The following is a 25144-nucleotide window of genomic DNA, read 5'->3' as shown; positions in this document are numbered from 1 at the left end:
TAAAACCGTCACAGCGCCAGGACCAACAATCGGGCCGCCAACATGAGGGATGGGAGGTGTGCCCGGGGTTTGCATCGGACAAGTATGCATATCAGTTAATCTCGCAGCACATGGCATAGCGGCTCCTTTTAAATATTTCCTGATCCACCCTTTGAGATATCTAACGCGATATCGAAGGTCGATGTATAATATTTTTCTCGCCCTTGCCACTCGGGTAATACAGCGGCGGTATTAACAGCTCCCGCGACAGCTTTCGCATAAAGAAAGTCAGCGGGCATAACCATTGGGCTATCTATCGGTGCAATGCTTCCAGTTCCACTCCAAACAACAGCTTGTCCTAGCCATTTTGCGGCACTAGTTTCAGCATAGACTAAAATTTGAGACTCGATCTGACGTCGCAAGGTTTCATTCGGTTCCATAATCCATTGCATGACTTGATTTAAGGTATTAACTTCTTGTTGAGACCAATCATTCTCTCTTAATTTCAAGGCTTTTGCTGCAAACCAAATTGACTCTCTCATTGGTAATGCATGTGCAATAAAGTGCATTAAATCAATATATTGCTGGCTTTCAAAAAGTTTTTTCATTACGGCTTCTGGTAAAGATTCAACATCGACAACCATTGCCGCATCCTCTGAAAATTCAAATCGAGAACAAATTGACACACTATTTTTATAAGGCATTTTTTTCATTTAATTCACCATTACAATCGCGCCTTTCACTGTGGTTTGACCACTGGCACTCACTTCTGCAGTAGCACTTCCCTTTAGAGTCGCACCAACATCGCCTTGAACCGTGACATTCAACCCTTTTATCGTTGCTCCACTGGTTCCTTTTGCGCTAAAACTACTTGAAGCAGAAAGTGACATCGATGAACCTGCTTTCGCACTTAATGAGCCGTCAGAAGAGAGGCTAATCGATGAACCTGATTGTGATATCGAACCTCCATCAAGGGATATTTTAGAGCTTCCTGAGATGGCTATTTCAGAACTCGAAAGTTCTATTTTCGATGATGAAATCACCAATTTACTGTCTCCAACTTTTAAAGTAATGGTTTCACTCCCTTCAACCAACACAGTTTTGGTTTTTTCTGTTATAGACTCGGTCGCGGTTAAGGTGTGATTCGTATCAGTCGCAATAGTAATGTCTTTTTTTGCAGTTAAATTACAGGTCTCATCAATGGTATGTGTGAGGTTTTTGGTTATCGCAACGGTAGAATCACCGGCGACAGTCTTGGTTTCATTATTTAACACTTCAGTATTAAAATCTTTTGCGGCTTTGAGATACAGTTCTTCATTGTCTTTCTTGTCATCGAACCTCAACTCATTCGATTCACCACTTAATTTGGTTTTTATCCCGCTTTGGGTCGTATTTTCAGTCACATAAGGAGGCGGATTTTGACTATTATAAAGTGAAGACACGACGACAGGTCTATCTGGATCACCATCAATAAAGCTCACTAACACTTCTTGCCCCGCCCTAGGTAAAAATTGAGAACCGTAGCTTTTTCCTGACATTCCTTGTGCCACCCTTACCCAACAACTCGTTTTATCGCCGGTTTCACTATCCCAATGAAATTTAATTCGAACTCTGCCCATTTTGTCACTTGCGGGTTCACCTGCCGTCGTGCCTGCGACAACAGCTGATTGAAGCCCATGCAAAGTGGGTTTACTTTTAGGATCAGGATAGAAAACTTGATCTTCTGGGATAGCAGTAAGAGAGGCTGAAGTCGTAAATTGATTATCAGAGTCAGAGGAAAATTCATACTGCACCGCGATGACGATATAATTCCCCTTATCTGCTGAATTAAAATGGCTATTCAAGGTAATATAAGCGCCCGCAACCAATTGATAACTTTGTGTAGTTGCATTAATTAAGCTGTAGTTAGAATCATTTTGTCCAATGGCAGTCTGTGCTAACGGTTTTGCTAAATCATCATAACTTTGAGATAAACTGGCAACGGGGTAATGTGTTTGAGTGAGCTTGCTATTCCCTGATAAACTATATTTAGACTTCTGAGTTTTACTGGTTACCAATTTACTTTGATTATAATCATAGGCTGTTAACTCCACAGAAGCGGTATGAAATTGATGTTGAGGTTCCCAACTATCTAAGATTTCATACTCTCCAGTCGGAGAAGTAATAGAGTCTAATGTCGTCAGTCCATCCTTAGAGAAAGGGTTGGTTGCTGTCTGTAGGTATAACGTCTCATTTTTATCATTTTTGCCAAAGTAAAAGTGAACACCTTCTTCTGACAATAATCGAGTCACAAAATCAAAATCACTCTCGTTAAATTGAATACAATAGGTTCTTTTCGTTGTTGGCATGCTTGAAACTTGATAGCACCCTTTAAAACCCAAATCATCAAAAATAGAAGTAACAATGGACTGTACACTTAATTCTTGAAAAACCCTTGAGGACTTAGAATATTTTAATAGATAGAACCATGGCTTTACGGTTAACCTAATAGAATAGTAGCCTTTCTCTGTATGGTCAGATTCTCGTTCCGCTTTGACGACATAACCAGAGTATTGGCGGCAACCTTTCCGATCATCACCCAAAAGATCATAAACATCCGTGGTAATTTGTTGACCTATCCAATCGGCAGCACTGGCTGAGGAACTCATTGCAGAGACAGTCCATTGATAGTCACCGTTTAATGCTTCCATCACCTTTAATTTTGATGCAACATACTCTTTGTTATTTGCATCCTTGACCGTTAAGTAACTACCACTTAACTCTAATAACTCATTCATAATTTGCCTCTTTTTTCCTACTCACCTCTGATCCAATCCCTTTTTATCTACCTTATAATGACGCTATTTCACCTTAATTAAATTGGCTATTCTAATTAGCTGTATGGGTGGGTAGAGTGAGAGTGATTGTGCAACAGACATGTTAATAGATACTGAATAGCTGCCTAACTCTGCAATATTCAGAGAACCTGGTTGCTCTTTTTCGATCAATATTTTTACAGCTTGATTTGCCGCCAACTCTCCAACTTGAAAATATTTATTGGAAACAGACATTAATGCTGATGATTTCGATACCATCGCCTCATAAGCACTGGCTACAGGGATCCCATATGTTAAGGCCGTTTGTGTAAACTGATCTCGATGAGCTAAATTATATGAACTTGATCCCACATAAATAAAATCTACACCACGATCGGCTAATTCTCTAATTTTAAGATCAAATTGATTCGCTATAGGTTTACCCGTGCTATCTAGTTGATAATGTAGCTCTACAAGATCAAACTTCATTTTGCTAGCAAGGTTTTTCAACCGTTTTGCATTTAGGACTGAGTTAAGCTCGGCATCAGAATAGATAACACCAATTTTATGAACAGGAATATATTCACGCATCGCCCGAATCTGGACATCTTCACTGATACGATTTCGAACGCCTGTGACGTTGTCACGCCCTGAGGCTGCACCATCAGTAATAATTCCTGCACCTAATGGATCAGCGACAATCATAAATAAGGTGGGTATATCGCCCAATACACTACTTTTGCCATATTGATCAACACTGCCAATTAACGCTTTACTGACACTGGTGCCCCAAGTCACGACAAGATCAGGGTTTAACCGTTTTAGTTGGTTGGGCAATGTCTTTAATCGACGTTTATCTCGAGCGACATCAATAACAGACACATCAATAGGATAACCTCTCTTCTGTAGGTAAGACTTGAAACCTAAACACGCCTCTTCACAACCTCGCCACGTCACCATAATAACCTGTTGCCGAGCTTCTCCATTCAGGTTGTGTTCAACGGAATAAAAAGACGAGTTTTCGGCTATCGAGTTGAAACTCAACATAGACAGAAAAAGAAGAGAGTTATAGATTAATATTCGCAAATAATTAGAGATAATACTCATGATCGCTCTCCTTGATGCTGTGGAATTTTACGTCTATTCAATAATAACAACATTACAATACCAGAAAGCATGATCCCCATCCCCATGATGGCCATCGAGACCCCATAGCTATAAACTGATATTAGTCCTGCCACAATAATCGGTCCAAAAACACTGCCTGCTCTTTCGGCTGTTCTCAAAAGAGCTAAAACTTCTGTTCTCGGTACTTCTGGACTTTTTTCTGCCGCTTCCAAAGCACAAGCGATTAGGGGGGCTTTCAAAATAGCATGCGCGACCCCCATTAAACCTACGGCCAATGTGACTTTTAATATCGATGCTTCACCATAAAGAGAGATAAGGACAGCACCAGATAAAATTGTTCCTAAAACCACCAGCTCACGTGATTTGTTTAACCTATCGGCGATTCCTGAAGCAATAGGGCTAAATGGAATGATTAGCAGAGAATAGACCATCATTACACGTCCAATCTCAGCTTGACTGGAATCTAACGAGACTAAAAATAATGGAACCATAAAATAGAGAAAGCCGGTTAATACAATTTTGGTTGGAATTGCGCCACAAAGCACGATGGTGACAAAGCGACGATTTTTTAGAATTTGAGTCAAGGTATTGCTACGTTGATTACTTTTGTTATTCGACTGTTTTCCAGACTGATTATTAAGATCTTTCGAAAACATAAACCAAGTTAAAATCCCCGCTACAACAGCTAATCCAGTCGAGATCAGAAATACCGGTGAATACCCTATTCTGTCAGCGATAATGCCACCCAATGCGGTTCCACACATCGTTGCCGTCATTAATATTCCAACAAAGATAGACATCCCTTTGGCCCGATTATCCGCAGTAATAACCGCCGCAATATAACTTTGGCTACTCATTAATATAATCGCGTACCCAATAGCCGTAATGCCTCTAGAGATAATAATATCTGTGCTATTGGTGGCAAAAGCACACCCTAAATAGCCTAAGATCGCTGGAATTAATCCCCATATAAAACATTGTCGTTGACCTAGGCGATCAACCCATTTAGCAGAAAAGGGAGTTATTAAAGCAATAACCAACATAAAGATAGAAATAGGTAACCCTAAAATAACATCACGAGATAACCCCCAGATTGGCGTATAAAGTTCATCAATATAAAGAGGCATAAATGATTTCTGTAATTCTTCTGCAAATGAAAAAATAAATAATGGGATCCGAACGTCTATCACTTCCCCCACATGTTTAATCTTCTGATTTAAATGATATTTTGATGAAATCGCATGTAATTGTTGCTGACTCTTTTCACTTAAGCCATGTTGCGCAGATTCAATTTGTTGAAACTCATTCTGTAATTTTTGTGAATCTTTATTTAAACTGGCAGAAAAGCGACCGATGATGCCATGTTGATGCGGGGTATCTGAAACAGAAAAATCACCATTGGCATGCCGCTCTAATGTTTGCTCCGACTCCTCTAAAGGTTTAGAGATATAGAGCATAATGAGCACTAATATCACTTCAAAGCAAATCAATAAAACGGCAATTAAAATAACACCAATATCGAAGAAAATATCAGTGAGTTGAAGTTGTATAAATTGTTTATCAAGCCCTAAATAGACTGCACTACCAAGCTGTAGGCTAGATGGTATATCTATCTTTAAAATGTCACTTCTATTTGCATTGCTGTCATAATTACTCTCAATTAAATGATAGAGGGTACTAACCGACTGCTCAATACGCTGCCATAACGTATCATGAAGAAAAGGTTCACTGTGCAACGAATGACTATTAATTACCGGCACAGTAAGATCTTCTACTATGCCTGCATGGAACAATACTTCACGATTCGAACTCACTGCTATAAAATTTAATTCAGGGTACTTATCCAAATTTTCTTGAAGATATATATCCATCCCTCTAATTTTATTCAGAGGTATTCCCGCCTCTAAGGCGATATTGAGATCATCAACAATCACTTGTCCAATAGCATCAGTTTTACGAACCAATTCAGGTTTAATCGCATAATTGAACTCTACTAGTGTGTAAAGTGAACTTAAAATGGTTGCTAATAGTGTACTTATCACCGTGATTGTGATGAGGCGCTTATTAATAACTTTTGAAAGACTTTTTAATTTGCTCATTCAATACCATGACTATTTTGATGTTTGACTGATTTGATGTTTTATATTTTTTAATTCAGTTTTTGCTTTTATTCTCATCTGTTCACTGTGGGTTATTTTTTCAGCGATATAGCTTGATTGGCTATTATTCAACTCCATTTTATGATGATTTTTTCGGTTAATCGTATACGTTTGGATAAAGCGAATAACTTGAGTAATGTCATTAAATGAAATACGAATAACTAAAAAAGCTAAAAGAGAAATGGCTAAAAAGATCGCTAATGTCATCTGTATCAAGTGATATTTAACTAAAGAAAAGAGCGAAAAGAGCGACGATTTATCATAATCAATAATGATTGAGCCACTTTTTTCAGAAAAATTATTAAATAATGTTTTTCCTATAATGATCTGTTCGCCCTGAGTAACAAGCCAAGTTTCATCTTGTGTAGTGACGGACTTTTTTATCACTTTACTGTCTATGCTGACGGAGTTCGTATCTGCATTATTAAGATTTGAAAGGCTAGCGCTTGATAGAACAATTTTTCCTTGACTGTCTGTCACAATAATCGATTTAATATTAGGGTTTCGATTCAGTGCTGACTCCATAGATGTTAATAAATTTTGTGAAGAATCTAATGACATTCCTAAGCGCTCAACACGCTTAATTGAACTATTTAAAGAGGTCACCACGACATCTAGTTTTGATGAAATAACCTGAGACATTAAGTTATCAAACTTAATAAAATTAATTAAACAGAGCAGGCTTAATACTGAAAATAGGATAAACCAAACCGCTACGACTAGCTTAAAATGAACATCTAAAAAAGCTCTCAATAATCACACTCCATTTATCAATAATTTTTAACCCATAAATAAAATATAACATTCATTTAACATTTTTGTGAGCTAGCACACAAAAAAGTTCAACTGTTTGCATAATGGAGTTTTTTACTTAATGACTGATGTCTAAAATAATCGTCATTACGAGTAGGCAAATGAATACAACAGTTACAACGATCAACCTAACCTTGATTGGCCTAACAATAACAAGGATGGCAGGGATATCTTGATATAATTAATATATCTAGTGATAAATAAAACCCTGTTGAGTATTTCTACTTTTACCATTACTCTCTATTTTTATCTTATTTTTCATGCTTTACTTAGCAGCTTCATTAATCATTAAACAAATTGACATAAAAGGAATTGACATGTCATCAGAGCAAAGAGAAATCACCCTTAAATTTTTAGCAGAACCGACAGATGTTAATTTTGGTGGCAAAGTTCATGGTGGTGTTGTCATGAAGTGGATCGATTTAGCCGCCTACGCTTGTGCAGCCGGTTGGAGTGGTAAATATTGTGTTACGGTTTATGCTGGAGGAATTCGCTTTGTTGCCCCCGTTCAAGTTGGCCAATTAGTCGAAGTAAAAGCTCAAATCATACACACCGGCTCCTCTTCTATGCATGTGGGATTGACGGTTAAAGCCAGTGATCCAACGTCAGTTAATAATAAAACTTTAACGACGCACTGTATTGTCATCATGGTGGCTGTTGATGAAAATGGTAAGCCAACCAAAGTCCCTCAGTGGATTCCAGAGTCTGCCAGAGATATTAAACTTCATCAGTCAGCACTTCGTTTAATGGAGATGAGAAAACAGATTGGTGAAGAGATGGAAGCCCATGTGTTAGAAGATGAGTAATCAGCGGTACTGAAGATAAAAAAATACTAAAGATAAAACAGCACGCAAGAGACTGTCACCTAATTAAAATGAATTAACGTTAAATCAGCTAACAGTCCCTGCTATATCTAAAATATTTGGCGTTGCTAATCGGCGGAAATTGAGTGAGGCCCCATGAGTACTCTATGATTGGGGCAAATGAATGCAGCTAACAACCTAACGACTTCAAGTATGAAGGGATAAACCATCCCTTTATTCATCCCTAAATATCCACCTTTATCGTTCCATTGTTATATAACTTTAATAACAATTAATTAAGAAAACAAGAAATTAAACCTCTTTTCTATTTAAAACAGCGGAACTAAAGTTATTCTCAGCCTCTAGATCACAAAGATCTTTCCACTGACAATCAATACAACCGGTTCGGATAAGATCTTGCTTAAAGAATTTTTGAATTTCGTCGTTAAATAATAAGTTTGGTTCGATGATTGAATCTACTTTTAAATGTAAGTCAGTATATCGCTCAAAGTCTTCTAGCACCGCTTGGTCTCGTGCTGTAATTCTTGATTCAAAACAGTGATGTGATTTATCTTGGCAAACGGGTGAACAAATATCGTCTGGGCTGGCCACAATTTTGACTTTTTCTTGCTTTTTTAACCGCCCAATAATTTGATAGTAATTATCAATAAATGCTTGGGTATACCCTTTTCCTGAAAATGTTAAACAACAAAGTAAATGGTGTGGACGTAGCTTTATCACAACTTTCCTTAATTCTCTTTGACTTGCTCTCTATTTACAAAGAAAGCTGAATAGATTCTTTTCTTTTACTTATACTTAAAATAATTGGATTTGCTAGTAGGCTGCAAACGAGCGACGCCAACAACCTAGCAGCGTCAAGTATAAGGCTTATATCTACTTGCTCATTACCACTGACTTGTCATTCTGGCTCAATAATCGACTTCGAGTATTAATAGCATCTGAAATGTCATCTGCTGATTTTAATACTCGAATTATGGTCACCGTTGCTAAAGCCCACCAATTATTTTTAACTCCTCGCGCCTTTTGAGCATCTTGAATCTCTAAATAGGTTTCTCGTACTTTAGGAATAAAACGGATAGTTAATGAAATAGCTAAACTAATTTTCTTCGCTCTTTCAGTGTTAACAACATAACTTAACCCTTTTTCAATCGAACCGAGCATTTGGTTAGTGGTCGTTGTGAATGTCACTAATGAAGCTAAAGAGAGAATAACGAGCAATCTTATAATGGTATATATCGCTATCGTGTAATTATTAATGACACATTGAGCAACAAAAATGAATAAAACAGGCCACAATGCCGGCTTTAATGCCTTAAAAAGAGTGTTAATTTCTATTTTTGCCAACCTATACATCAAAAGAGTCATAAAGGTTGTTATGGTTAAAATTTTCCAGCCACCAAAAATAAATACCATTGTACAAATTATAGTTAAAGCCATTAATTTTATCGCTGCAGATAAACGATGAATACAGCTTTGACGCTGGCTATAAATTGAAATTAACACCTTGATAGTTCCTGATATTTAGTAAGAATACGGGTCGGTTCACCGCTATCAACAATCGATCCACTATGAAAAAGAATTAATTGATCCATCTGTGACATCAATTCTAAATCATGGCTCACAATAATCAGTTTTTGTTGAAGATCATTTAGTATTTCAATCAATGCTAAGCGATTCTTTAAATCCAACAATGTCGTCGGTTCATCAAGAATAATGTATTCAGGTTGCATAATTAACACACCAATCAGTGCAATTAACTGCTTTTCCCCACCACTTAATTGATGAGTTAAACGTTGTTTTAAATGACCTAAATTAAACTTATTAAGAAAATCTTCGACTCGCTGTTGAATCTCTTTTTTGGGTAAGCCCAGTTGAGTCAGCCCAAATCCAATGTCTTCCTCTACAATGGGAAAGATAATTTGGTTATCTGGATTTTGAAATACAAAACCCACATGTTGCTGTTTTTCAATCGGCTCCATCTCTTGATTAAATAGTGACACCTCTCCGGACGTTGGTATTTCTAATCCATTTAACAGTTTACTAAACGTAGTTTTTCCACTGCCATTGTGGCCAATAATACCTATTCTTTTTGCAGTTAAATTAACTGAAATATCAGAAAGAATAGTGTGATTATCTTTTATTAATGTGACGTTTTTACAAGTTATCATTTTTATTCTTTTAAACTTATTCTTTTAAACTAACGGCATAAAACAGGATAAGATCGTGAAACTGTCATGATGACACTAGTGGCAATGATGCATTTAATCACACCACCAATAATAAACACCATTGAACCCGTAAACGCTTCAACTAATGATATATTAGCCATATAAGCTAACCAGGGGACGCCAATTGCGTTAATCAAACCAATACCACTGATTAAGCAACTAATAAACACTTTGGTTGCATTTAATGAATCCCAATTTTTTTCTACCAGCCATCCCATCAGTAACGCAGCAAAAGGCCAGCTAATTAAGAAACCGCCAGTTAGGCCAAAGAAAACGCCAATGCCACCATTGCCCCCAGGTAATAAAGGTAAACCGATAAACACTAAGAATAGAAACAACGAAATAGATAAAAACCCACGCTTCCATCCTAAAATTCCACCCGCCAATAGAACCCCCAAGGTTTGAGCGGTAATCGGTGCAGGGATAATGGGTAATGTTATTGGCGGAAAGATAGCCAATATTGCTATGATGGCAGCGAAAAGAGAGATCAATACTATATCTTTAATATTCATAGAACAGCTTATCCATAAGTTAATTAACTATTTTAGATTTGGTACACAGAAATCATGTAAACCTTATAACATTTAAAAAGTTTACATCTTTCATTTTTAATGTCAATAGAAGAAGTTGGAAGACTATGAATTATCGAGAACATAACAAAAAAACCGCCGCTTGATTAAACTATTTTTAGTTAACCAAACGGCGGTTTCTTATTCGGTAATTGCCAGATTAACGGCCATTACCTTTGACAAAATGTCATATTATTTATCACTGGTCATTGACAGGATCCAGAGGGAAAAAATGGCGACGACCACAAATCCTCCTAAGATAATCACTGGCATTGCACTATAACCTAACAGATGCCAAATAAATGATTCTAGTTGACTCATATCTACTCCTTACCAACCTTCAACGTTATGCATATCAGGTAATTTATGGGCAATCCCTTTATGACAATCAATACAGGTCTTCTCACCTGAAGCTAACGACGTCGAGTGTTGTTGACGGCTACGTGGATCTTGTTCTGAAAAATCCATGTACTCAAATTGGTGACAGTTACGACACTCTAATGAGTCATTCTCTTTCATTCTAGACCATTCTCGATTGGCGAGATATTCTCGACGCTCTTCAAACTTCTCTTGCGTACCAATCGTATCTAACACGTAGTGAGCAAACAGTTCTTTTGATGCTTGAACTTTACGAACGATTTTATCTGACCACTCATGCGGTACATGACAATCTGAACAGATCGCACGAACACCTGAACGGTTTGAGTAGTGGATCGTCTCTTGAATCTCTTTCACTAAAGGCGCATGACAATCAGAACAAAACTCTTCTGTATTGGTGGCTTCCATTCCAGTATTAAATGCCCCCCAGAATAGTAAGCCGCCCATAAAGCCCATAAAAAGGACAATACCTGCCGCCGCTTTACTCGGTGTACTTGCGCGTTTCCACAAGTTTTTTAGTAATTTCATAAATAGCCTCTCTTTAAATGGCTAATTAGCGCAATGCATCAACAGGTACGAACTCATTTTCCACTAATGGTTTAGCACTAGATTGAGTAACGTGACACTGTAGACAAAAATAGCGGCGAGGAGAAACATCAGCGAGAACAGCATCTTCACGATTAACAAAGTGAGTCACACTGATCTTCGTCGCATTCATCTCTTTGGCATTTTTCCAGCTATGACAGGCTAAACACTTGTTAGAGTTTAATGAAACTTCATAATTACGTACGGTATGTGGCACAAGTGGTGGCTGATAAACAAAATCACTCTCTAGTTCTTGAAAACGTGGAACTCGTTTCATCTCATCAGCTGGACGTGTTGTTTCTAACTCTGAAGCACCACGAAGTGACTCAACACCACCAATTCCGCCGGTATTTTCAATTTCAGCCATCACTGAACCAGAAAGAAGCGCAACAAAAGTCATTACAGTTACTAATAATTTTTTCATGTTATTAATTCGCTATTTTGATGGGCTGTTAATTTGTATCCGTCAATGAACAGATAGGCAATTAACAGCACCGTCTTTTATTAAAGTATTTAACTATTCTTATAATCTTAAATAGAGATAAGAGTCATTAAGCAATCTTGGTAATCTTCACTGGACACTTTTTAAAATCTGTCTGTTTAGATAACGGATCAGTGGCATCTAAAATCAGCTTATTAACCAAAATTTTCGCATCGAAGAACGGAACAAAAACTAACCCTTTTGGTGGACGGTTACGACCACGAGTTTCAACACGCGCTCTCACTTCACCACGACTGTTCTGAATTAACACTTCTTCACCACGACGTAAGCCACGTTGTTTGGCATCTTCAGGGTTGATGTAACATAGCGCATCAGGCACTGCTTTATACAGTTCAGGGACACGACGCGTCATTGTTCCTGTGTGCCAATGCTCTAGTACTCGCCCCGTACATAACCAAAGATCGAATTCACTGTTTGGCACTTCTGGTGGCGCTTCATAAGGTGCTGAGATAATTAATGCTTTACCATCGGGTTTACCATAGAAGTCCCAATCTGTTCCTGCTTTGGCATAAGGATCTGAACCTTCTTTATAACGCCATTTGGTTTCTTTACCATCGACAACAGGCCAACGAAGACCGCGAGTTTGGTGATAAACATCGTAAGGGGCTAAATCGTGTCCGTGTCCACGACCAAATTCTGCGTACTCTTCGAACAGACCTTTTTGAACATAAAAGCCTTGATCATGTGCATCATCATTTAGCTCTTTTGCTTCTTCAATTGGGAACTTATCAACTTGGCCGTTTTTAAACAGCATGTCGTACATTGTTTTACCTCTGTACTCAGGTGCTTGAGCTAATAACTCTTCACCCCAAATCTCTTCCATCTTGAAGCGTTTAGCGAACTCCATAATCTGCCATAAGTCAGATTTTGATTCGCCCACTGATTTAACTTGTTGATACCAAGCTTGTGTACGACGCTCTGCATTACCATAAGCCCCCTCTTTCTCAATCCACATTGCTGTTGGAAGGATAAGATCTGACGCTTGTGCGGTTACCGTTGGGTATGGGTCAGAACAAACGACAAAGTTTTCAGGGTTACGGTAGCCCGGTAAACGTTCACCATTAATGTTCGGCCCAGCTTGCATATTGTTGTTACACATTACCCAATAGGCATTAATTTCACCATCATGAAGTGCACGATCTTGTGCTACTGCATGTTTACCTGGTTTTGGTGGAATCGTTCCTTCAGGAAGCTGCCAGATCTTCTCTGCAATCTTTCTGTGCTTTGGATTCGCAACAACCATGTCAGCAGGTAGACGGTGTGAGAATGTCCCTACTTCACGAGCGGTACCACAGGCAGAAGGTTGACCCGTTAATGAGAATGGGCTATTTCCTGGTGTTGCGATTTTACCCGTTAGCAAGTGAATGTTATAAACAAGGCTATTCATCCAAACACCACGAGTATGTTGGTTCATGCCCATGGTCCAAAGTGACATCACTTTCGTATTTGGATCCGCATACTGCTTAGCTAAAACCTCAAGGTCTTTTGCAGGAACACCAGACATTTCAGACGCTTTTTCAGCAGTATAAGGGGCAACTGACGCTTTATACTCTTCAAATGAGATACTACTCATTTTTCCTGAATTCGGGTTCTTTGCTGCTTGCTGCAGTGGATCAGAATCGCGCAGACCATAACCAATATCTGTTGTCGCTTGCTTGAAATTGGTGTGCTTGTTAACAAAATCCCAATTTACTGCATCATTTTGAATAATGTAATTAGCAATATAGTTAGCAATCGCTAAATCAGATTGTGGCGTAAAAATATACCCATGATCAGCCAGTTCAAAAGAGCGGTGATGATAAGTAGAAAGCACATTGACTTTAACGTGCGGGTGACTTAATCGACGGTCAGTAATTCGCGTCCATAATACTGGGTGCATCTCCGCCATATTTGAACCCCAAAGTACGAACACATCCGCATTCTCGAAGTCATCATAACAACCCATTGGTTCATCAATACCGAAGGTACGCATAAATGCACCTACTGCAGACGCCATACAATGACGAGCGTTTGGATCGATATTATTGGTACGGAAACCTGCTTTCATCATTTTAGCAGCGGCATAACCTTCCATGACTGTCCACTGGCCAGAACCGAACATACCAACGGCATCAGGACCTTTAGTTTTCAGTGCTTGTTTCCACTTATCAGCCATGGTATCAAATGCCACATCCCAAGAAACTGGCTGAAAATCACCATCTTTATGATATTGACCATCTTTCATGCGAAGAAGAGGTTGTTGCAAACGATCTTGACCGTACATGATCTTAGATAAGAAGTATCCTTTGATACAGTTTAAGCCTTTATTAACAGGTGCCTCTGGATCACCTTGAGTCGCTACAACTTTACCATTTTGAGTACCAATGAGTACCGAACAACCCGTACCACAAAAACGGCAAGGTGCTTTATCCCATGTGATTTTGGTTTTATCTGTACTTGCAATTAAGTTCGTTGCCGATGCTGGCAGAGTTACACCTGCAACAGCAGATGCTGAGGCGGCTGCATTTGCTTTAACAAATGCTCTACGTGTCATTTTCATTGTTATTCTTCACTCCAGTTGATGTGAAAATATTCATTCCTTCATGCTTGATGAAGAAATATAATTTTTAACTTAATCTATTTATTGACTCACGATATCGCCATCGAGATTCGTTTCAATCTGGTGATAAACTAACGCCGTACTTAACACATTTGGCAAATTGTTTATCGCATCGATAGTTTCTGTCACAAAGCCTTGATTTTCGGTTTCTAATACCACCACAATTTTGCCATCTGGATTCGAACCATAAATTTCAGCATTGTTAAATTGGGCAATTTGTTGTTCAATTACAGCTAAATGAACAGGATTGGTATGAACAACTAAACTTGAAATATGAACTTCATTTAATAACATCAGAATTCCTTACCTGATCATTGAGATATTGACTTGTACTTTAAAGGGAGATGGCTGAAACGGGGCATCCAGCAACACATGCACCACAGCCATTACAACTTGTTATATCCACCTGAGGTTGGGCTACCTTGCCAATTTGTAATTTAAATTGAATCGAATTTTGGTCGCACTGTTCAGCACAGCTTCGACACTCTATATTGTTTTTAGCAAGACATGCCGAAGAGATATCTGCTTTAATTTGCCAAGGTAACGTTGTTTTTTCGTCAAACAGTGATTCAGGGCAATTTTCAGCGCATTGATAGCAGAAAGTACATTCCCCCACTGAAAACTCTACCGTTGGAAATCCTCCCACACCTTTGACAATAATGTTGCTTTCACACGATTGAATACACTTTTCACAACGTGTGCAAATATCCGTAAAACCATTATCGCTTTTCAACCACGGTAATTGGTGAATCGTCGTATGCTTAGATTCTGCTTGCCTACTGGGTTTAACTAACTGAGAAAAAAATCGTCGTCGAGATGGGTTTTCCATACTTCACTCTAATCACATTGAGTTAAACTAAGTTTGTTCTAATTTTATTATTATTTATTTCGATCATGATATTCAGAAATGAACGAATTAAGTAAAAAGCAACCAAAAGGTTAAAAACTTGTTACCCATAACCACAGAACTTGTTATCTCATCATCTTGTCAATCATTTATTTATGTGAATAACTTACTCTATTAGCCATCAATTTAAACTTTATTATTTCTAATAAATAGAATAACAATATTATAAGTTTCTCTTTTTTAACTGATATAATCCAAAAGGGTTAAACAAGATTAAAATTGTTCTAGATCAATAAATATTGTCATTAACTTAGATTTCAGTTTTAATACCGACTTCGAATTCCACTTATTGGTTACATAATGAAAAAAACAATGCATTCCGTTACCGCTAAAATAGCCTCCAGTTTATTAGCTATTTTGCTCTTAGCCGTTGTGACAACGAGCTTTTCTTTTATCTCATTTGCATTAATTTTAGATGATGGAAAAGTGATTAATGTCTCAGGATCAATGAGAATGCAAAGCTATCGTCTAGGATTAGAGCTTACTCAAAACCCAGATAAAATAAATCAGCATATTCGTCACTTTGAAGATTCCTTATATTCTCCAGCAATGAAAGGACTCAATGAATGGTGGGTGCCAGACCATGTAAAAAATGAATATAATGCAATCATTGTTAAGTGGAAAAAATTAAAGCCTCAAATAGATATTAATCAACCAAACCCTTTTATTAATCAAGTCCCCCACTTTGTTAATCAAATTGATACTTTTGTTAATAGTTTAGAAAGATATTCCGTCACCACATTAAATCAACTTGCTTATTTAGGAAGTCTTGGCCTCGGAAGTATCTTATTCATCTCCATTTATATTATTTATCTTTTAAGACGACGAATTATTGCACCGCTGAAAGAATTAATGTTAGCCAGTGAACAGATCCATAATCGTAATTTTTCTATTCGATTAAATGAAAATGAACTTTCTGAACTCGGCGTTTTAAATGGTACGTTTAATAAAATGGCATCAGAATTAGAGCGCGTCTACAAAGGATTAGAACTCACCGTACATAAAAAGAATCAAAGCCTAAGGGAAGCAAATGAGTTAATTAATACCTTATACCGCTCATCTCAAGCTCTCTCCTCGACCAAGGTAGGTAAAGTCGAATTTGAGTTAGTTTTATCCTATTTACAAGAGTTAACTTGGTTACAAGGTATTGAGCTGGAAATTAATGATAGAGAAGGTCAAACACGTCACTTCCTATCCGGCAAACTGGATGAAGAAAATATAAAGGTAATTCCGTTAGAGGTCGAAGGTAATCTACACGGACACCTTTATTGGCAACCTGTCGATGATCTAACAGATCAACAACGTGAATTTATGACCAATATTCGTGATATTTTCACTAAATCAATCTATTTTATCCATGTGCAAAAACAATCTGATCATGTTCTCATTATGGAAGAGCGCGCCACGATAGCGAGAGAACTTCATGACTCTTTAGCACAATCCCTCTCATATTTAAAAATTCAAAGCTCTATTTTAAAACGCACCATGTCGATGGAACCCAGTGAAAAAGTAGCTAAGCAGCGTGATACTTGCATGGAAGAGCTCGCAACCGGTTTGAATACCGCTTATGCACAATTAAGAGAATTGATCACAACCTTTAGATTATCGCTTAAAGAGGGGAATTTTAGTGATGCTCTTACTGAAGTCGTTACCCTATTGCAAAAACAGAGTCAGGCTATAATCACATTAAACAATCAAATTAATACCATTGATCTATCTAGTAATCAACAAGTCCATTTAATACAATTAATTAGAGAAGCGGTCATCAATGCAATAAAACACGCAAAACCGAATCACATCTCAATTAATTGCAATGAAAATGATGATACAATAATGGTTACCATCGAAGATAACGGGATTGGCTTTGATCAAAATATCTTAAAAGATGGGCATTTTGGTCTGTCTATTATGAAAGAGCGTGCTTCTCGTTTAGACAGTCATTTAACGATCCAATCTTCTGTTGGCAATGGAAGTAAAGTATCAGTTTCTTTTAAAAAATAATAACAGCTCCGAGGTTTATGTGAAAAAACATCAAATAATGCTTGTTGACGATCACCCTTTAATGCGTAAAGGGATCCACCAGCTACTTAGTTTTGAAGAAGATTTTGATGTCATTGCCGATATTAGTAATGGGGCTGAAGCGATTGCTCAAGCAAAAATCCTACAACCAGACCTTATTTTATTAGATCTTAATATGGAAGGTATGTCAGGCTTAGATACCTTAAAAGCATTACAAGTTGATAACTCATCAGCTAAGGTTGTCATCTTGACCGTTTCAGATAGTGCCATTGATATTGAAACTCTATTTAAAGCCGGTGCGGATGGTTATATCCTTAAGGATACTGAGCTTGATGAGCTATTAGCCATTATTCGTCAAGTTCTTGCTGGCCAGAAAGGATATAGCGCTAAAGTCTTAAATATTTTAGATAGCTTGAATGATGAAAATGATCCCTTTAATCAACTAACAGAAAGAGAAGCACAAATATTAAAAGAAGTCTCAAAAGGATACCGTAATCGAGATATTGCGACTAATCTATTCATCTCTGAAGCGACGGTCAAAGTTCATCTGAAGAGCCTTTTTAAAAAACTGAATGTCTCCTCGCGGACAGAAGTCACGATCCTCTATCTAGAGCGATATGGCGAAACATTAACAAGCTAAAGCCCTATCAAAGTTAATTCAGACTTAAATTAACGGGAGTTGCTAGTAGGCGAACGAATGTAGTCAACAACTTAGCAACTTCAAGTAAGATGGAGATAGTCAGCATTAACACAATACTAACTCCTCTCTTTTATTAAAACCCTACCTAAAATAATCGGACTGGCTAGCCAATTGCCAGCTCAAGAACGCCACATCAACACCATCAAATTTGAAAATATGATATCCAAATATCAACATGGTTAATATATCACCTACGTTATATAATATTTTGACTTAAATGGACGATTTAAGTCATCGGTTGTTGATAAGTCTATGCCCAGAGTCATTGGTGTTATTCGTAGGCTTCAAGAGAATGAGGCTCTATAATCATAGGTGTTCTATATGATTGGAGCTAACGCAGCCAACAACCTAGCAACGTCAAATAAGAAAACGGAATATGCTTTCTATTTAACGTTCAAGCTAACCCTGATGGAACTCCACTATTCTTTAACTTCAGTAAGTATCTAAAATCATGAGAATCTTTCTTCAAAAACACATTGTAATCGTAACAGTATTATTTTTATTTGGGTGTGCAAGTAAGATGCCAACTAAAGATGAAATGGCCATGGTTGATAAACAAGACTTGCAATTACAACCGATGAACTATGATAAAGGCAATCATGGATTAGAATGGATCTCTCCAGCGGCAAAACATAATCAATATGAGAAGTTAATGATTGCCCCTGTCATATTAGATAGCGCGAATATTCAAACTAACCGTATACCAGATAACGTGTTGTTAGAATTAACAAATCAAGTCAATCTTTCACTCACCGCTCAGGTAGAGTCAACGACAATGCCTGTTGTACAGAAAAAAGGACAGGATGTTGCAAAATTAGTGGTGACAATAGCTAAAGCCAATACGCATGGAGAGAATATGAAACCCACTGAGATTATTCCGGTAGGTGCATTAATAGGCCTTGTAGGAGAAGCGGCGGGATTTAGAGATGAAAGTGTACGACTCTTTGCTGTATTGAAACTTGTCGACAGTGAAACTGATCAATTAATTGCAGAACGAGTCGCTGTCTATAATGGCAATGGGGTCTTAGATAATAATCACAGTGTATTAACGTTAAAAGATCTCAAGAAAAAGGATAATCAACGTGCGGCCAATGATGGGTATGCATTTATCAAACACGTTGCTACCGAATTAAATAATTAATCTTGTTGATACCTACCACTGCTTATACCTAGAAGAATGGGAGTTCTAGTAGGCGAAAAATCACAGCCGTTACAGCGCTAACCCCAATAAAGTAACTTCAGTAAGCAGTCACCTTTAACGCCACTTTAGCTTATGATGCAGTTCTGTCACTCGACCAACAATGATGAGTGACGGACTCTCCACCTGAAATGAGGTTTTGACTAAATCAACAAGCTGACAAGTTAATACTCTTTGCTCTGGGGTTGTTCCTTTTTCTACAATGGCGCAAGATGTCGTTTCTGGTAATCCATGACTCATTAAATTAGCAACAATCTCTTCGCACTGAGTTAACCCCATATAAAAGACTAATGTATGGTTCACTCTTGCCAATGATGACCAATCTAACTCTTCACCATCTCGCTTGAGATGACCAGTGACAAACTGAACACTTTGTGCGTAATCTCGATGCGTTAAAGGTATTCCAGAGTAAGAAGCACACCCAGAAGCCGCGGTGACGCCTGGGACAACTTGATAACTAATTCCCTCTTCAACAATCTCTTCTAACTCTTCACCGCCACGACCAAAGATGAAAGGATCACCACCTTTTAAACGCACGACATCAACCCCCGTTTTAGCCCACTCAATTAAAGACAGATTGATTTGGTCTTGGGGAACGCAGTGTTGATCCCTTTTTTTCCCAACATAGATTAATTCCGCTTCCGAATTTGCCATCGCCATGATCGGTTCAGAAACGAGACGGTCATAGAAGATAACATCAGCATTCTGAATTAAACGATAAGCTTTAAGCGTTAATAATTCGGGATCACCGGGCCCAGCTCCAACTAATGAGATCATTCCATAGTGGCTATTTTCTTCTGTTTTTTCTTTTTTTGAATTCGTCATTAAACACTCTATTCACTGCAATTTTAATTATATTTTTATTCTCAATCTTAACTATAGTGTCAATTCTTATATTTTAGATAATAAAAAAGCCAACGACGGCTACTTATCTATTTCTAGAAAAGGTAGCGGCCATTAGCTCTTCTTTAACTTTGTATCACTTTGTCAGTAATCTGTCTTAGCTTCTAACTCACCCACGATACATATTTATGTGATTGGGCGTCACATCATTAATATCGTGAATGAGGAATCAGCTATTCTCAAACTAGCGATTACTTTAAAATATTTTTTACTAAGCGATACTCACTTCAACGTTATTATCAACAACACGAATCGGATAACTTGCTACGCTTTTATTTTGGTCTTCATAACACAGTCCATCGGTTAGACGAAAACGTTGCTTCTTCAATGGGCTTGCTACCCATAAATCATCTTTATGTTCACAAATAAGGCCACGAGATAATACGTTTGCGCCTGAGAACGGGTCACAGTTATCGATAGCGAATAGTGCATCGTCACTATTTGGACGGAAGATAGCGACTTGCTTACCTTCAATCAGAGCACAAACCGCCAAACCTGGGATAATGTCATCTAGCTGACAAACTTTAGTCCATGCACTCATTATGCGTCTCCTAATTCAACGTGTAAGATATCGCCAGTTCTTTTCTCTTGGCTTGGGGTGATAAGTGCTGGTTGATGTTGGTCACGAACCGCTTCAAAAGCAACACTTGGATCATTTTCATCACAGTTGATGAAGTTAGGGAAACGTTTAAGTTTCTCTGAATCGTTAATGGTATCTTTCCATTCACAACTATAGTTGCTGATCAGTTCTTCGATATCATGTTCTAATTGATCATTGATACCCAGTTTGTCATTAATCACAACTTCACGTAGGTAATCAACACCACCTGATAAGCTTTCAAGCCATACTGATGTACGCTGTAGTTTGTCAGCGGTACGGATATAGAACATCAGGTAACGGTCAATATATTTAATTAGTGTCTCTTGATCTAAATCACTCGCAAATAGATCACCGTGACGAGGGGTCATACCGCCATTGCCACCAACATACATGTTCCAGCCACTATCCGTAGCGATAATACCTAAATCTTTACCTTGTGCTTCAGAACATTCACGGGTACAGCCTGATACACCAAACTTCATTTTGTGTGGTGAACGAATACCTTTATAACGGTTTTCAAGAATCGCGCCTAATGAAGATGAATCTTGAACACCAAAACGACACCAGCTGCTACCTAGACAGGTTTTCACCATACGTAATGATTTACCGTATGCTTGACCAGTCTCAAAGCCCGCATCAATTAAACGAGTCCATACGATTGGCAGATCACCTTTCTGAACACCAAATAGACCGATACGTTGAGCACCTGTCACTTTAGTATACAGCGAGAAGTCACGCGCAATTTCAGCAAGCGCTAATAGACCTGCAGGTGTTACTTCACCACCCGCCATACGAGGAATAACAGAATAAGTACCATCACGCTGGATATTACCTAAGTAACTATCATTTGAGTCTTGTAGCTTAACGGTATTATCGCTAAGAATATGCTCACCCCAGCAAGATGCTAAAATTGATGCCACCGTTGGCTTACAAATTTCACAACCATAACCTGTACCATACTTTTTCAGAAGATCTTCAAAGTTTTTGATTTTCTCGATACGAATCAGGTGTAATAGCTCTTGACGAGAATAAGCAAAGTGCTCACAAAGCGAATGATTCACTTCTAAGCCAGATTTCGCAAGTTCTGCATTGAGTACTTGAGTCACAAGCGGCAAACAACCACCACAACCTGTACCTGCACCAGTCACTTCTTTAATACTTGCTAGCGTTGTGTGTCCGTCAGCAATTGCACTCGCAATCTTTCCTTTAGTCACATCAAAGCAAGAACAAATTACTGCGGTATCAGGCAAAGAGTCTGCACCCATTGCTGGCTTATCACCACCCGCATGAGCAGGAAGAATTAGTGTATCTGGGTGTTCAGGAAGTTCAATTGCATTTAACTCTAACTGTAACAAGTTGCCATAATCAGAGGTGTCACCAACAAGAACAGCACCGAGTAGCTTCTTACCATCTTCTGAAACAATAATGCGCTTATAAACTTCTTGCTCATCGTTTTGGTAAACAAAGCTTTTAGATCCCGGTGTACGACCGTGCGCATCACCAATACTACCGACTTTAACACCCAGTAGTTTTAGTTTTGCACTCATGTCTGCACCGGCAAACTTCGCATCACCACCAGTAATATGACTAACAGCAACCTGTGCCATTTTGTAACCCGGAGCCACTAAGCCATAGCACTTGTGTTCCCAAGCGGCACATTCACCAACAGCGTAAATATTTTGATCGGTAGTTTGACAATAATCATTCACTTCAATGCCGCCACGAGGCGCAATACCTAAACCTGCTTGGCGGGCTAGTTTATCTTGTGGACGAATACCTGTTGAGAAAACGATAAAGTCAACATCCAACGATGTACCATCTTGGAAACTGATCTTGTTGCGAGCAGTTTCACCATTTGCAGTAATCTCTTGCGCACTTTTACTTGTGTGAACTTGCACACCAAGTTTTTCAATTTTAGCGCGAAGTTGAGCACCGCCTTGAGCATCTAGCTGTTCAGCCATCAGTACAGGGGCAAACTCAATAACGTGAGTATCAACACCCAATGCTTTTAATGCACCAGCGGCTTCTAAACCAAGAAGACCACCACCGATAACAACACCACTTTTACTGCGTTTTGCTGTCGCTTCAATGGCTTTTAGATCTTCAATTGTACGATATACAAAACAGTCTTGAGACTCACGACCTTTAATTGGCGGAATCCAAGGATAAGACCCCGTTGCCATAATTAACGTGTCGTAACTCACTTCGCGCCCTGAGTTTGAATAAACAATTTGTTTTTCACGGTCAATGTTAATTGCACGCTCTTTTAACAGAACTTCAACACCATGCTTTTGGTAGAAATTCTCTTTAACTAAAGAAAGTTCATCTGCAGTGTGGTGTGAAAAATATGATGATAAATGAACACGATCATAAGCGATTCGTGGTTCTTCACAGAAGATAGTAATATTGAAGTTATCTAAACCTGTTTTTTCAACGAGTTCTTCAACATAACGGTGTCCAACCATACCATTGCCGACAATTACAATGTTTGTTTTACTCATAGGGTGCCCAATTAATTTGAAATAAAAATAAAAAAGAAAAAGAAATGTTAAAAAGAAATTACGCGGATTATAGATTTAGGTTCATATTGTAATATTGATCCAAATCAATCTTTATCTTTGTTGATCTAAATCATATATTTCAATTCTGGTGTTTAATTTTCTTTCTTTCTTTAAGTAATTATTTAATAAGAAATTAATTAAAATAGGATAGATCAAATTGAGGATTATTTATTTATGCACCCAACTAACACTAAAGAGGTATATTTATTAACATTAAAATATAAACCATATTAAAATAAAGGGTAAATTGTTAATTATCCTTATTTAAATAAGGGTTAAGAACTCAAAAAGGCCTTATATTAAAAATGGTTATTGAGGTGGATACCTTCATAAAGAAAAAGACGCGCCCTAACGTTAATAATGAAATAAATATCATTTTAACTGACTATCCACTCATAGCTTGAATAATCAATTTCCGTTATCATCTAAGCCTCATCTTCATTTTATAGGCTTTAATTATGCTACTCCCTTTAGATTTTGGTGATCAACCATTAAAGTTACTCAATAATGAAGGTCGAGTGACCTGTTGGGAGAACGTTTTATCTACAGAATTCACGGATCAATTGTGGCAAGAGTTATATTATCAAAGCCAATGGCAACAGGAATCCATTACCTTATTTAACCAAACTCACCAACAGCCAAGATTAACCTGTTGGTATGGTGACTTTGGTGTTAAAGCAGATAAAGGTTATCAAAAATTGACAACCGCGATACCATTCTCCCCGCTTTTATTACAGTTAAAAACGAAAATTGAACAAATAACGGGCTACCAATATAACAGTTTGCTATTGAACCTTTATCGAGATGGAGAGGATGGTGTTGGCTACCATGCTGATGATGAATCAATTCTAGGTTCCTGTCCTGCAATTGCCTCTTATAGTTTGGGGGCAACAAGACGCTTTTTAGTTAAGCATAATGACAATCAATTTCAAAGCTTAAGGCTCGATCTAAAACACAATGATCTGATATTAATGTCAGGGATGTTACAGCATAGATGGAAACACGCAGTTGCAAAAACCAAGAAATCAGTAGGGCCTAGAATTAATCTCACTTTTAGACAAATTCACCCATGAGGAAAGTCATTTAATTTTACGTTTAATGTAAAATAGTAGGTATCATTTCTACTCTTTTTTTACGATTGATCTTATAAGTCAGAACCTAATATTAACAAAGGTCATATTTTTGTCAGAGTTGACAAATTAATTTTTCAACTCTTAAAATCTAACTATAATTACTATCTCAGTATTACTTTTTATACCCACCTTCATTGAAGTCATTTGGGTTTATCACTATCAGAGAATCTTATGAAAAAAATTATTAGTCTTGTTTTTGCATTTTCAGTTTTATTAGTTAGTACAACCTCTTATGCAGCAACGTGGCAACAATTAGGAACCAAAAGTGTCAGAATGAATGGCGACATGGATATTATTCCTGTGACTGTGTATAAAGGTGGATTTACCAAGTTAAAACTAACCGTTCGTAAGAGCGCAGTGCATATCAATAAAGTTGTTGTTGAATACAGTAATGGCGCACATGATAGCTTACCTATTCGTGCGTTAATCGCACCAAAAGGTGAAAGTCGTGTAATGGATTTACGTGGTGGTAAACGTGCTATTAAAAAAGTAACGCTATATTACCGCTCTGCAAAAGATGGTCGCGGCACATCTGTCGTTACTGTTTGGGGTCGCAAGTAGTC

General features: G+C 37.9%; 25 protein-coding genes and 1 pseudogene. 7 read left to right on the top strand and 19 right to left on the bottom strand.

What is annotated here, in order from left to right; genetic code table 11:
• From L0B53_RS04580 to L0B53_RS04555, 6 genes and pseudogenes are all read right to left on the bottom strand, one after another.
• Positions 1–117: pseudogene (locus L0B53_RS04580) on the bottom strand (type VI secretion protein); the annotation flags it as partial.
• A gap of 11 nt (positions 118–128) precedes the next feature.
• A complete protein-coding gene (locus L0B53_RS04575; protein ID WP_235059269.1) occupies positions 129–692 on the bottom strand; it encodes a DUF6931 family protein in 564 nt (187 codons plus the stop codon).
• A complete protein-coding gene (locus L0B53_RS04570) occupies positions 693–2756 on the bottom strand; it encodes a type VI secretion system Vgr family protein (RefSeq protein ID WP_235059268.1) in 2064 nt (687 codons plus the stop codon). It lies immediately after the preceding gene.
• A 63-nt stretch (positions 2757–2819) separates the two neighbouring features.
• On the bottom strand, positions 2820–3881 hold the full coding sequence (locus tag L0B53_RS04565; protein WP_235059267.1) for an ABC transporter substrate-binding protein: 1062 nt from the start codon (positions 3879–3881) through the stop codon (positions 2820–2822).
• The gene (locus L0B53_RS04560) at positions 3878–6001 is read right to left on the bottom strand and encodes an MFS transporter (RefSeq protein ID WP_235059266.1); all 2124 of its coding nucleotides are present in this window, start codon (positions 5999–6001) and stop codon (positions 3878–3880) included. The genes L0B53_RS04565 and L0B53_RS04560 overlap by 4 nt, the downstream gene beginning before the upstream one ends.
• A gap of 12 nt (positions 6002–6013) precedes the next feature.
• Positions 6014–6814, bottom strand: a complete 801-nt coding sequence (locus L0B53_RS04555; RefSeq protein WP_235059265.1) for a cache domain-containing protein — start codon at positions 6812–6814, stop codon at positions 6014–6016.
• 377 nt (positions 6815–7191) lie between these two features.
• Between L0B53_RS04555 and L0B53_RS04550 the strand changes: the two genes are divergently transcribed.
• Complete coding sequence (locus L0B53_RS04550; protein WP_235059264.1) at positions 7192–7680, top strand: acyl-CoA thioesterase; 489 nt, start codon at positions 7192–7194, stop codon at positions 7678–7680.
• 309 nt (positions 7681–7989) lie between these two features.
• Here the strand turns inward: L0B53_RS04550 and L0B53_RS04545 are convergent, their stop codons facing one another.
• From L0B53_RS04545 to napF, 10 genes are all read right to left on the bottom strand, one after another.
• Positions 7990–8418 carry a DUF1284 domain-containing protein gene (locus L0B53_RS04545; protein WP_235059263.1) on the bottom strand — a complete coding sequence of 143 codons (429 nt, stop codon included), beginning with the start codon at positions 8416–8418 and terminating at the stop codon, positions 7990–7992.
• A gap of 153 nt (positions 8419–8571) precedes the next feature.
• On the bottom strand, positions 8572–9201 hold the full coding sequence (locus tag L0B53_RS04540; RefSeq protein WP_235059262.1) for an energy-coupling factor transporter transmembrane protein EcfT: 630 nt from the start codon (positions 9199–9201) through the stop codon (positions 8572–8574).
• A complete protein-coding gene (locus L0B53_RS04535) occupies positions 9195–9866 on the bottom strand; it encodes an energy-coupling factor ABC transporter ATP-binding protein (protein WP_235059261.1) in 672 nt (223 codons plus the stop codon). The genes L0B53_RS04540 and L0B53_RS04535 overlap by 7 nt, the downstream gene beginning before the upstream one ends.
• A 29-nt stretch (positions 9867–9895) precedes the next feature.
• Positions 9896–10438, bottom strand: a complete 543-nt coding sequence (locus tag L0B53_RS04530) for a biotin transporter BioY (RefSeq protein WP_235059260.1) — start codon at positions 10436–10438, stop codon at positions 9896–9898.
• Between the two features lie 249 nt (positions 10439–10687).
• Positions 10688–10816, bottom strand: coding sequence for a TIGR02808 family protein (locus L0B53_RS04525; protein ID WP_235059259.1), 129 nt, complete (start codon positions 10814–10816; stop codon positions 10688–10690).
• Positions 10817–10825: 9 nt separating this feature from the next.
• A complete protein-coding gene (locus tag L0B53_RS04520) occupies positions 10826–11401 on the bottom strand; it encodes a NapC/NirT family cytochrome c (protein ID WP_235059258.1) in 576 nt (191 codons plus the stop codon).
• 25 nt (positions 11402–11426) lie between these two features.
• Positions 11427–11882 carry a nitrate reductase cytochrome c-type subunit gene (locus L0B53_RS04515; protein ID WP_235059257.1) on the bottom strand — a complete coding sequence of 152 codons (456 nt, stop codon included), beginning with the start codon at positions 11880–11882 and terminating at the stop codon, positions 11427–11429.
• A gap of 127 nt (positions 11883–12009) precedes the next feature.
• A complete protein-coding gene (gene napA, locus L0B53_RS04510) occupies positions 12010–14499 on the bottom strand; it encodes a periplasmic nitrate reductase subunit alpha (RefSeq protein ID WP_235059256.1) in 2490 nt (829 codons plus the stop codon).
• 81 nt (positions 14500–14580) lie between these two features.
• Positions 14581–14853: a chaperone NapD gene (locus L0B53_RS04505; RefSeq protein WP_235059255.1), complete on the bottom strand. Its 273-nt coding sequence runs from the start codon at positions 14851–14853 to the stop codon at positions 14581–14583.
• Positions 14854–14893: 40 nt separating this feature from the next.
• Positions 14894–15388 (bottom strand): ferredoxin-type protein NapF, encoded by a 495-nt coding sequence (gene napF, locus L0B53_RS04500; RefSeq protein WP_235059254.1) that lies wholly within the window; start codon positions 15386–15388, stop codon positions 14894–14896.
• Between the two features lie 378 nt (positions 15389–15766).
• On the opposite strand from napF, the gene narQ reads away from it, so the two are divergent.
• From narQ to L0B53_RS04485, 4 genes are all read left to right on the top strand, one after another.
• Positions 15767–17467 carry a nitrate/nitrite two-component system sensor histidine kinase NarQ gene (narQ, locus tag L0B53_RS04495; RefSeq protein ID WP_235059253.1) on the top strand — a complete coding sequence of 567 codons (1701 nt, stop codon included), beginning with the start codon at positions 15767–15769 and terminating at the stop codon, positions 17465–17467.
• Between the two features lie 37 nt (positions 17468–17504).
• Positions 17505–18125, top strand: coding sequence for a response regulator (locus tag L0B53_RS04490; RefSeq protein WP_409202797.1), 621 nt, complete (start codon positions 17505–17507; stop codon positions 18123–18125).
• A gap of 381 nt (positions 18126–18506) precedes the next feature.
• On the top strand, positions 18507–18632 hold the full coding sequence (locus L0B53_RS19375; RefSeq protein WP_260115528.1) for a hypothetical protein: 126 nt from the start codon (positions 18507–18509) through the stop codon (positions 18630–18632).
• Between the two features lie 73 nt (positions 18633–18705).
• Positions 18706–19326: a DUF3313 family protein gene (locus L0B53_RS04485; protein WP_235059251.1), complete on the top strand. Its 621-nt coding sequence runs from the start codon at positions 18706–18708 to the stop codon at positions 19324–19326.
• A gap of 114 nt (positions 19327–19440) precedes the next feature.
• Here L0B53_RS04485 and cobA read toward each other — a convergent pair whose 3' ends face one another.
• From cobA to nirB, 3 genes are all read right to left on the bottom strand, one after another.
• Positions 19441–20208 carry a uroporphyrinogen-III C-methyltransferase gene (cobA, locus tag L0B53_RS04480; RefSeq protein ID WP_235059250.1) on the bottom strand — a complete coding sequence of 256 codons (768 nt, stop codon included), beginning with the start codon at positions 20206–20208 and terminating at the stop codon, positions 19441–19443.
• A gap of 289 nt (positions 20209–20497) precedes the next feature.
• Positions 20498–20827 (bottom strand): nitrite reductase small subunit NirD, encoded by a 330-nt coding sequence (nirD, locus tag L0B53_RS04475; protein ID WP_235059249.1) that lies wholly within the window; start codon positions 20825–20827, stop codon positions 20498–20500.
• Complete coding sequence (nirB, locus tag L0B53_RS04470; RefSeq protein WP_235059248.1) at positions 20827–23388, bottom strand: nitrite reductase large subunit NirB; 2562 nt, start codon at positions 23386–23388, stop codon at positions 20827–20829. Before nirB ends, nirD begins: the two co-directional genes overlap by 1 nt.
• 518 nt (positions 23389–23906) lie before the next feature.
• Here nirB and L0B53_RS04465 point away from each other — a divergent pair.
• Entirely contained in the window at positions 23907–24521 is a 615-nt protein-coding gene (locus L0B53_RS04465) for an alpha-ketoglutarate-dependent dioxygenase AlkB (RefSeq protein ID WP_235059247.1), read from the top strand.
• A 231-nt stretch (positions 24522–24752) separates the two neighbouring features.
• The gene (locus L0B53_RS04460; RefSeq protein WP_235059246.1) at positions 24753–25142 is read left to right on the top strand and encodes a hypothetical protein; all 390 of its coding nucleotides are present in this window, start codon (positions 24753–24755) and stop codon (positions 25140–25142) included.
• The last annotated feature ends 2 nt before the right edge of the window (positions 25143–25144 follow it).

The organism is Vibrio sp. SS-MA-C1-2 (assembly GCF_021513135.1).
In the GTDB taxonomy this organism is placed as follows: domain Bacteria; phylum Pseudomonadota; class Gammaproteobacteria; order Enterobacterales; family Vibrionaceae.
This window is presented reverse-complemented; position numbering and strand designations above follow the sequence as displayed.

Coding starts and splice junctions, on each gene's coding strand:
- L0B53_RS04575 (WP_235059269.1), bottom strand. CDS start 692: ATGAAAAAAATGCCTTATAAAAATAGTGTGTCAATTTGTTCTCGATTT.
- L0B53_RS04570 (WP_235059268.1), bottom strand. CDS start 2,756: ATGAATGAGTTATTAGAGTTAAGTGGTAGTTACTTAACGGTCAAGGAT.
- L0B53_RS04565 (WP_235059267.1), bottom strand. CDS start 3,881: ATGAGTATTATCTCTAATTATTTGCGAATATTAATCTATAACTCTCTT.
- L0B53_RS04560 (WP_235059266.1), bottom strand. CDS start 6,001: ATGAGCAAATTAAAAAGTCTTTCAAAAGTTATTAATAAGCGCCTCATC.
- L0B53_RS04550 (WP_235059264.1), top strand. CDS start 7,192: ATGTCATCAGAGCAAAGAGAAATCACCCTTAAATTTTTAGCAGAACCG.
- L0B53_RS04535 (WP_235059261.1), bottom strand. CDS start 9,866: ATGATAACTTGTAAAAACGTCACATTAATAAAAGATAATCACACTATT.
- L0B53_RS04530 (WP_235059260.1), bottom strand. CDS start 10,438: ATGAATATTAAAGATATAGTATTGATCTCTCTTTTCGCTGCCATCATA.
- L0B53_RS04525 (WP_235059259.1), bottom strand. CDS start 10,816: ATGAGTCAACTAGAATCATTTATTTGGCATCTGTTAGGTTATAGTGCA.
- L0B53_RS04520 (WP_235059258.1), bottom strand. CDS start 11,401: ATGAAATTACTAAAAAACTTGTGGAAACGCGCAAGTACACCGAGTAAA.
- L0B53_RS04515 (WP_235059257.1), bottom strand. CDS start 11,882: ATGAAAAAATTATTAGTAACTGTAATGACTTTTGTTGCGCTTCTTTCT.
- napA (WP_235059256.1), bottom strand. CDS start 14,499: ATGAAAATGACACGTAGAGCATTTGTTAAAGCAAATGCAGCCGCCTCA.
- L0B53_RS04505 (WP_235059255.1), bottom strand. CDS start 14,853: ATGTTATTAAATGAAGTTCATATTTCAAGTTTAGTTGTTCATACCAAT.
- napF (WP_235059254.1), bottom strand. CDS start 15,388: ATGGAAAACCCATCTCGACGACGATTTTTTTCTCAGTTAGTTAAACCC.
- narQ (WP_235059253.1), top strand. CDS start 15,767: ATGAAAAAAACAATGCATTCCGTTACCGCTAAAATAGCCTCCAGTTTA.
- L0B53_RS04490 (WP_409202797.1), top strand. CDS start 17,505: ATGCTTGTTGACGATCACCCTTTAATGCGTAAAGGGATCCACCAGCTA.
- L0B53_RS19375 (WP_260115528.1), top strand. CDS start 18,507: ATGATTGGAGCTAACGCAGCCAACAACCTAGCAACGTCAAATAAGAAA.
- L0B53_RS04485 (WP_235059251.1), top strand. CDS start 18,706: ATGCCAACTAAAGATGAAATGGCCATGGTTGATAAACAAGACTTGCAA.
- cobA (WP_235059250.1), bottom strand. CDS start 20,208: ATGACGAATTCAAAAAAAGAAAAAACAGAAGAAAATAGCCACTATGGA.
- nirD (WP_235059249.1), bottom strand. CDS start 20,827: ATGAGTGCATGGACTAAAGTTTGTCAGCTAGATGACATTATCCCAGGT.
- nirB (WP_235059248.1), bottom strand. CDS start 23,388: ATGAGTAAAACAAACATTGTAATTGTCGGCAATGGTATGGTTGGACAC.
- L0B53_RS04465 (WP_235059247.1), top strand. CDS start 23,907: ATGCTACTCCCTTTAGATTTTGGTGATCAACCATTAAAGTTACTCAAT.
- L0B53_RS04460 (WP_235059246.1), top strand. CDS start 24,753: ATGAAAAAAATTATTAGTCTTGTTTTTGCATTTTCAGTTTTATTAGTT.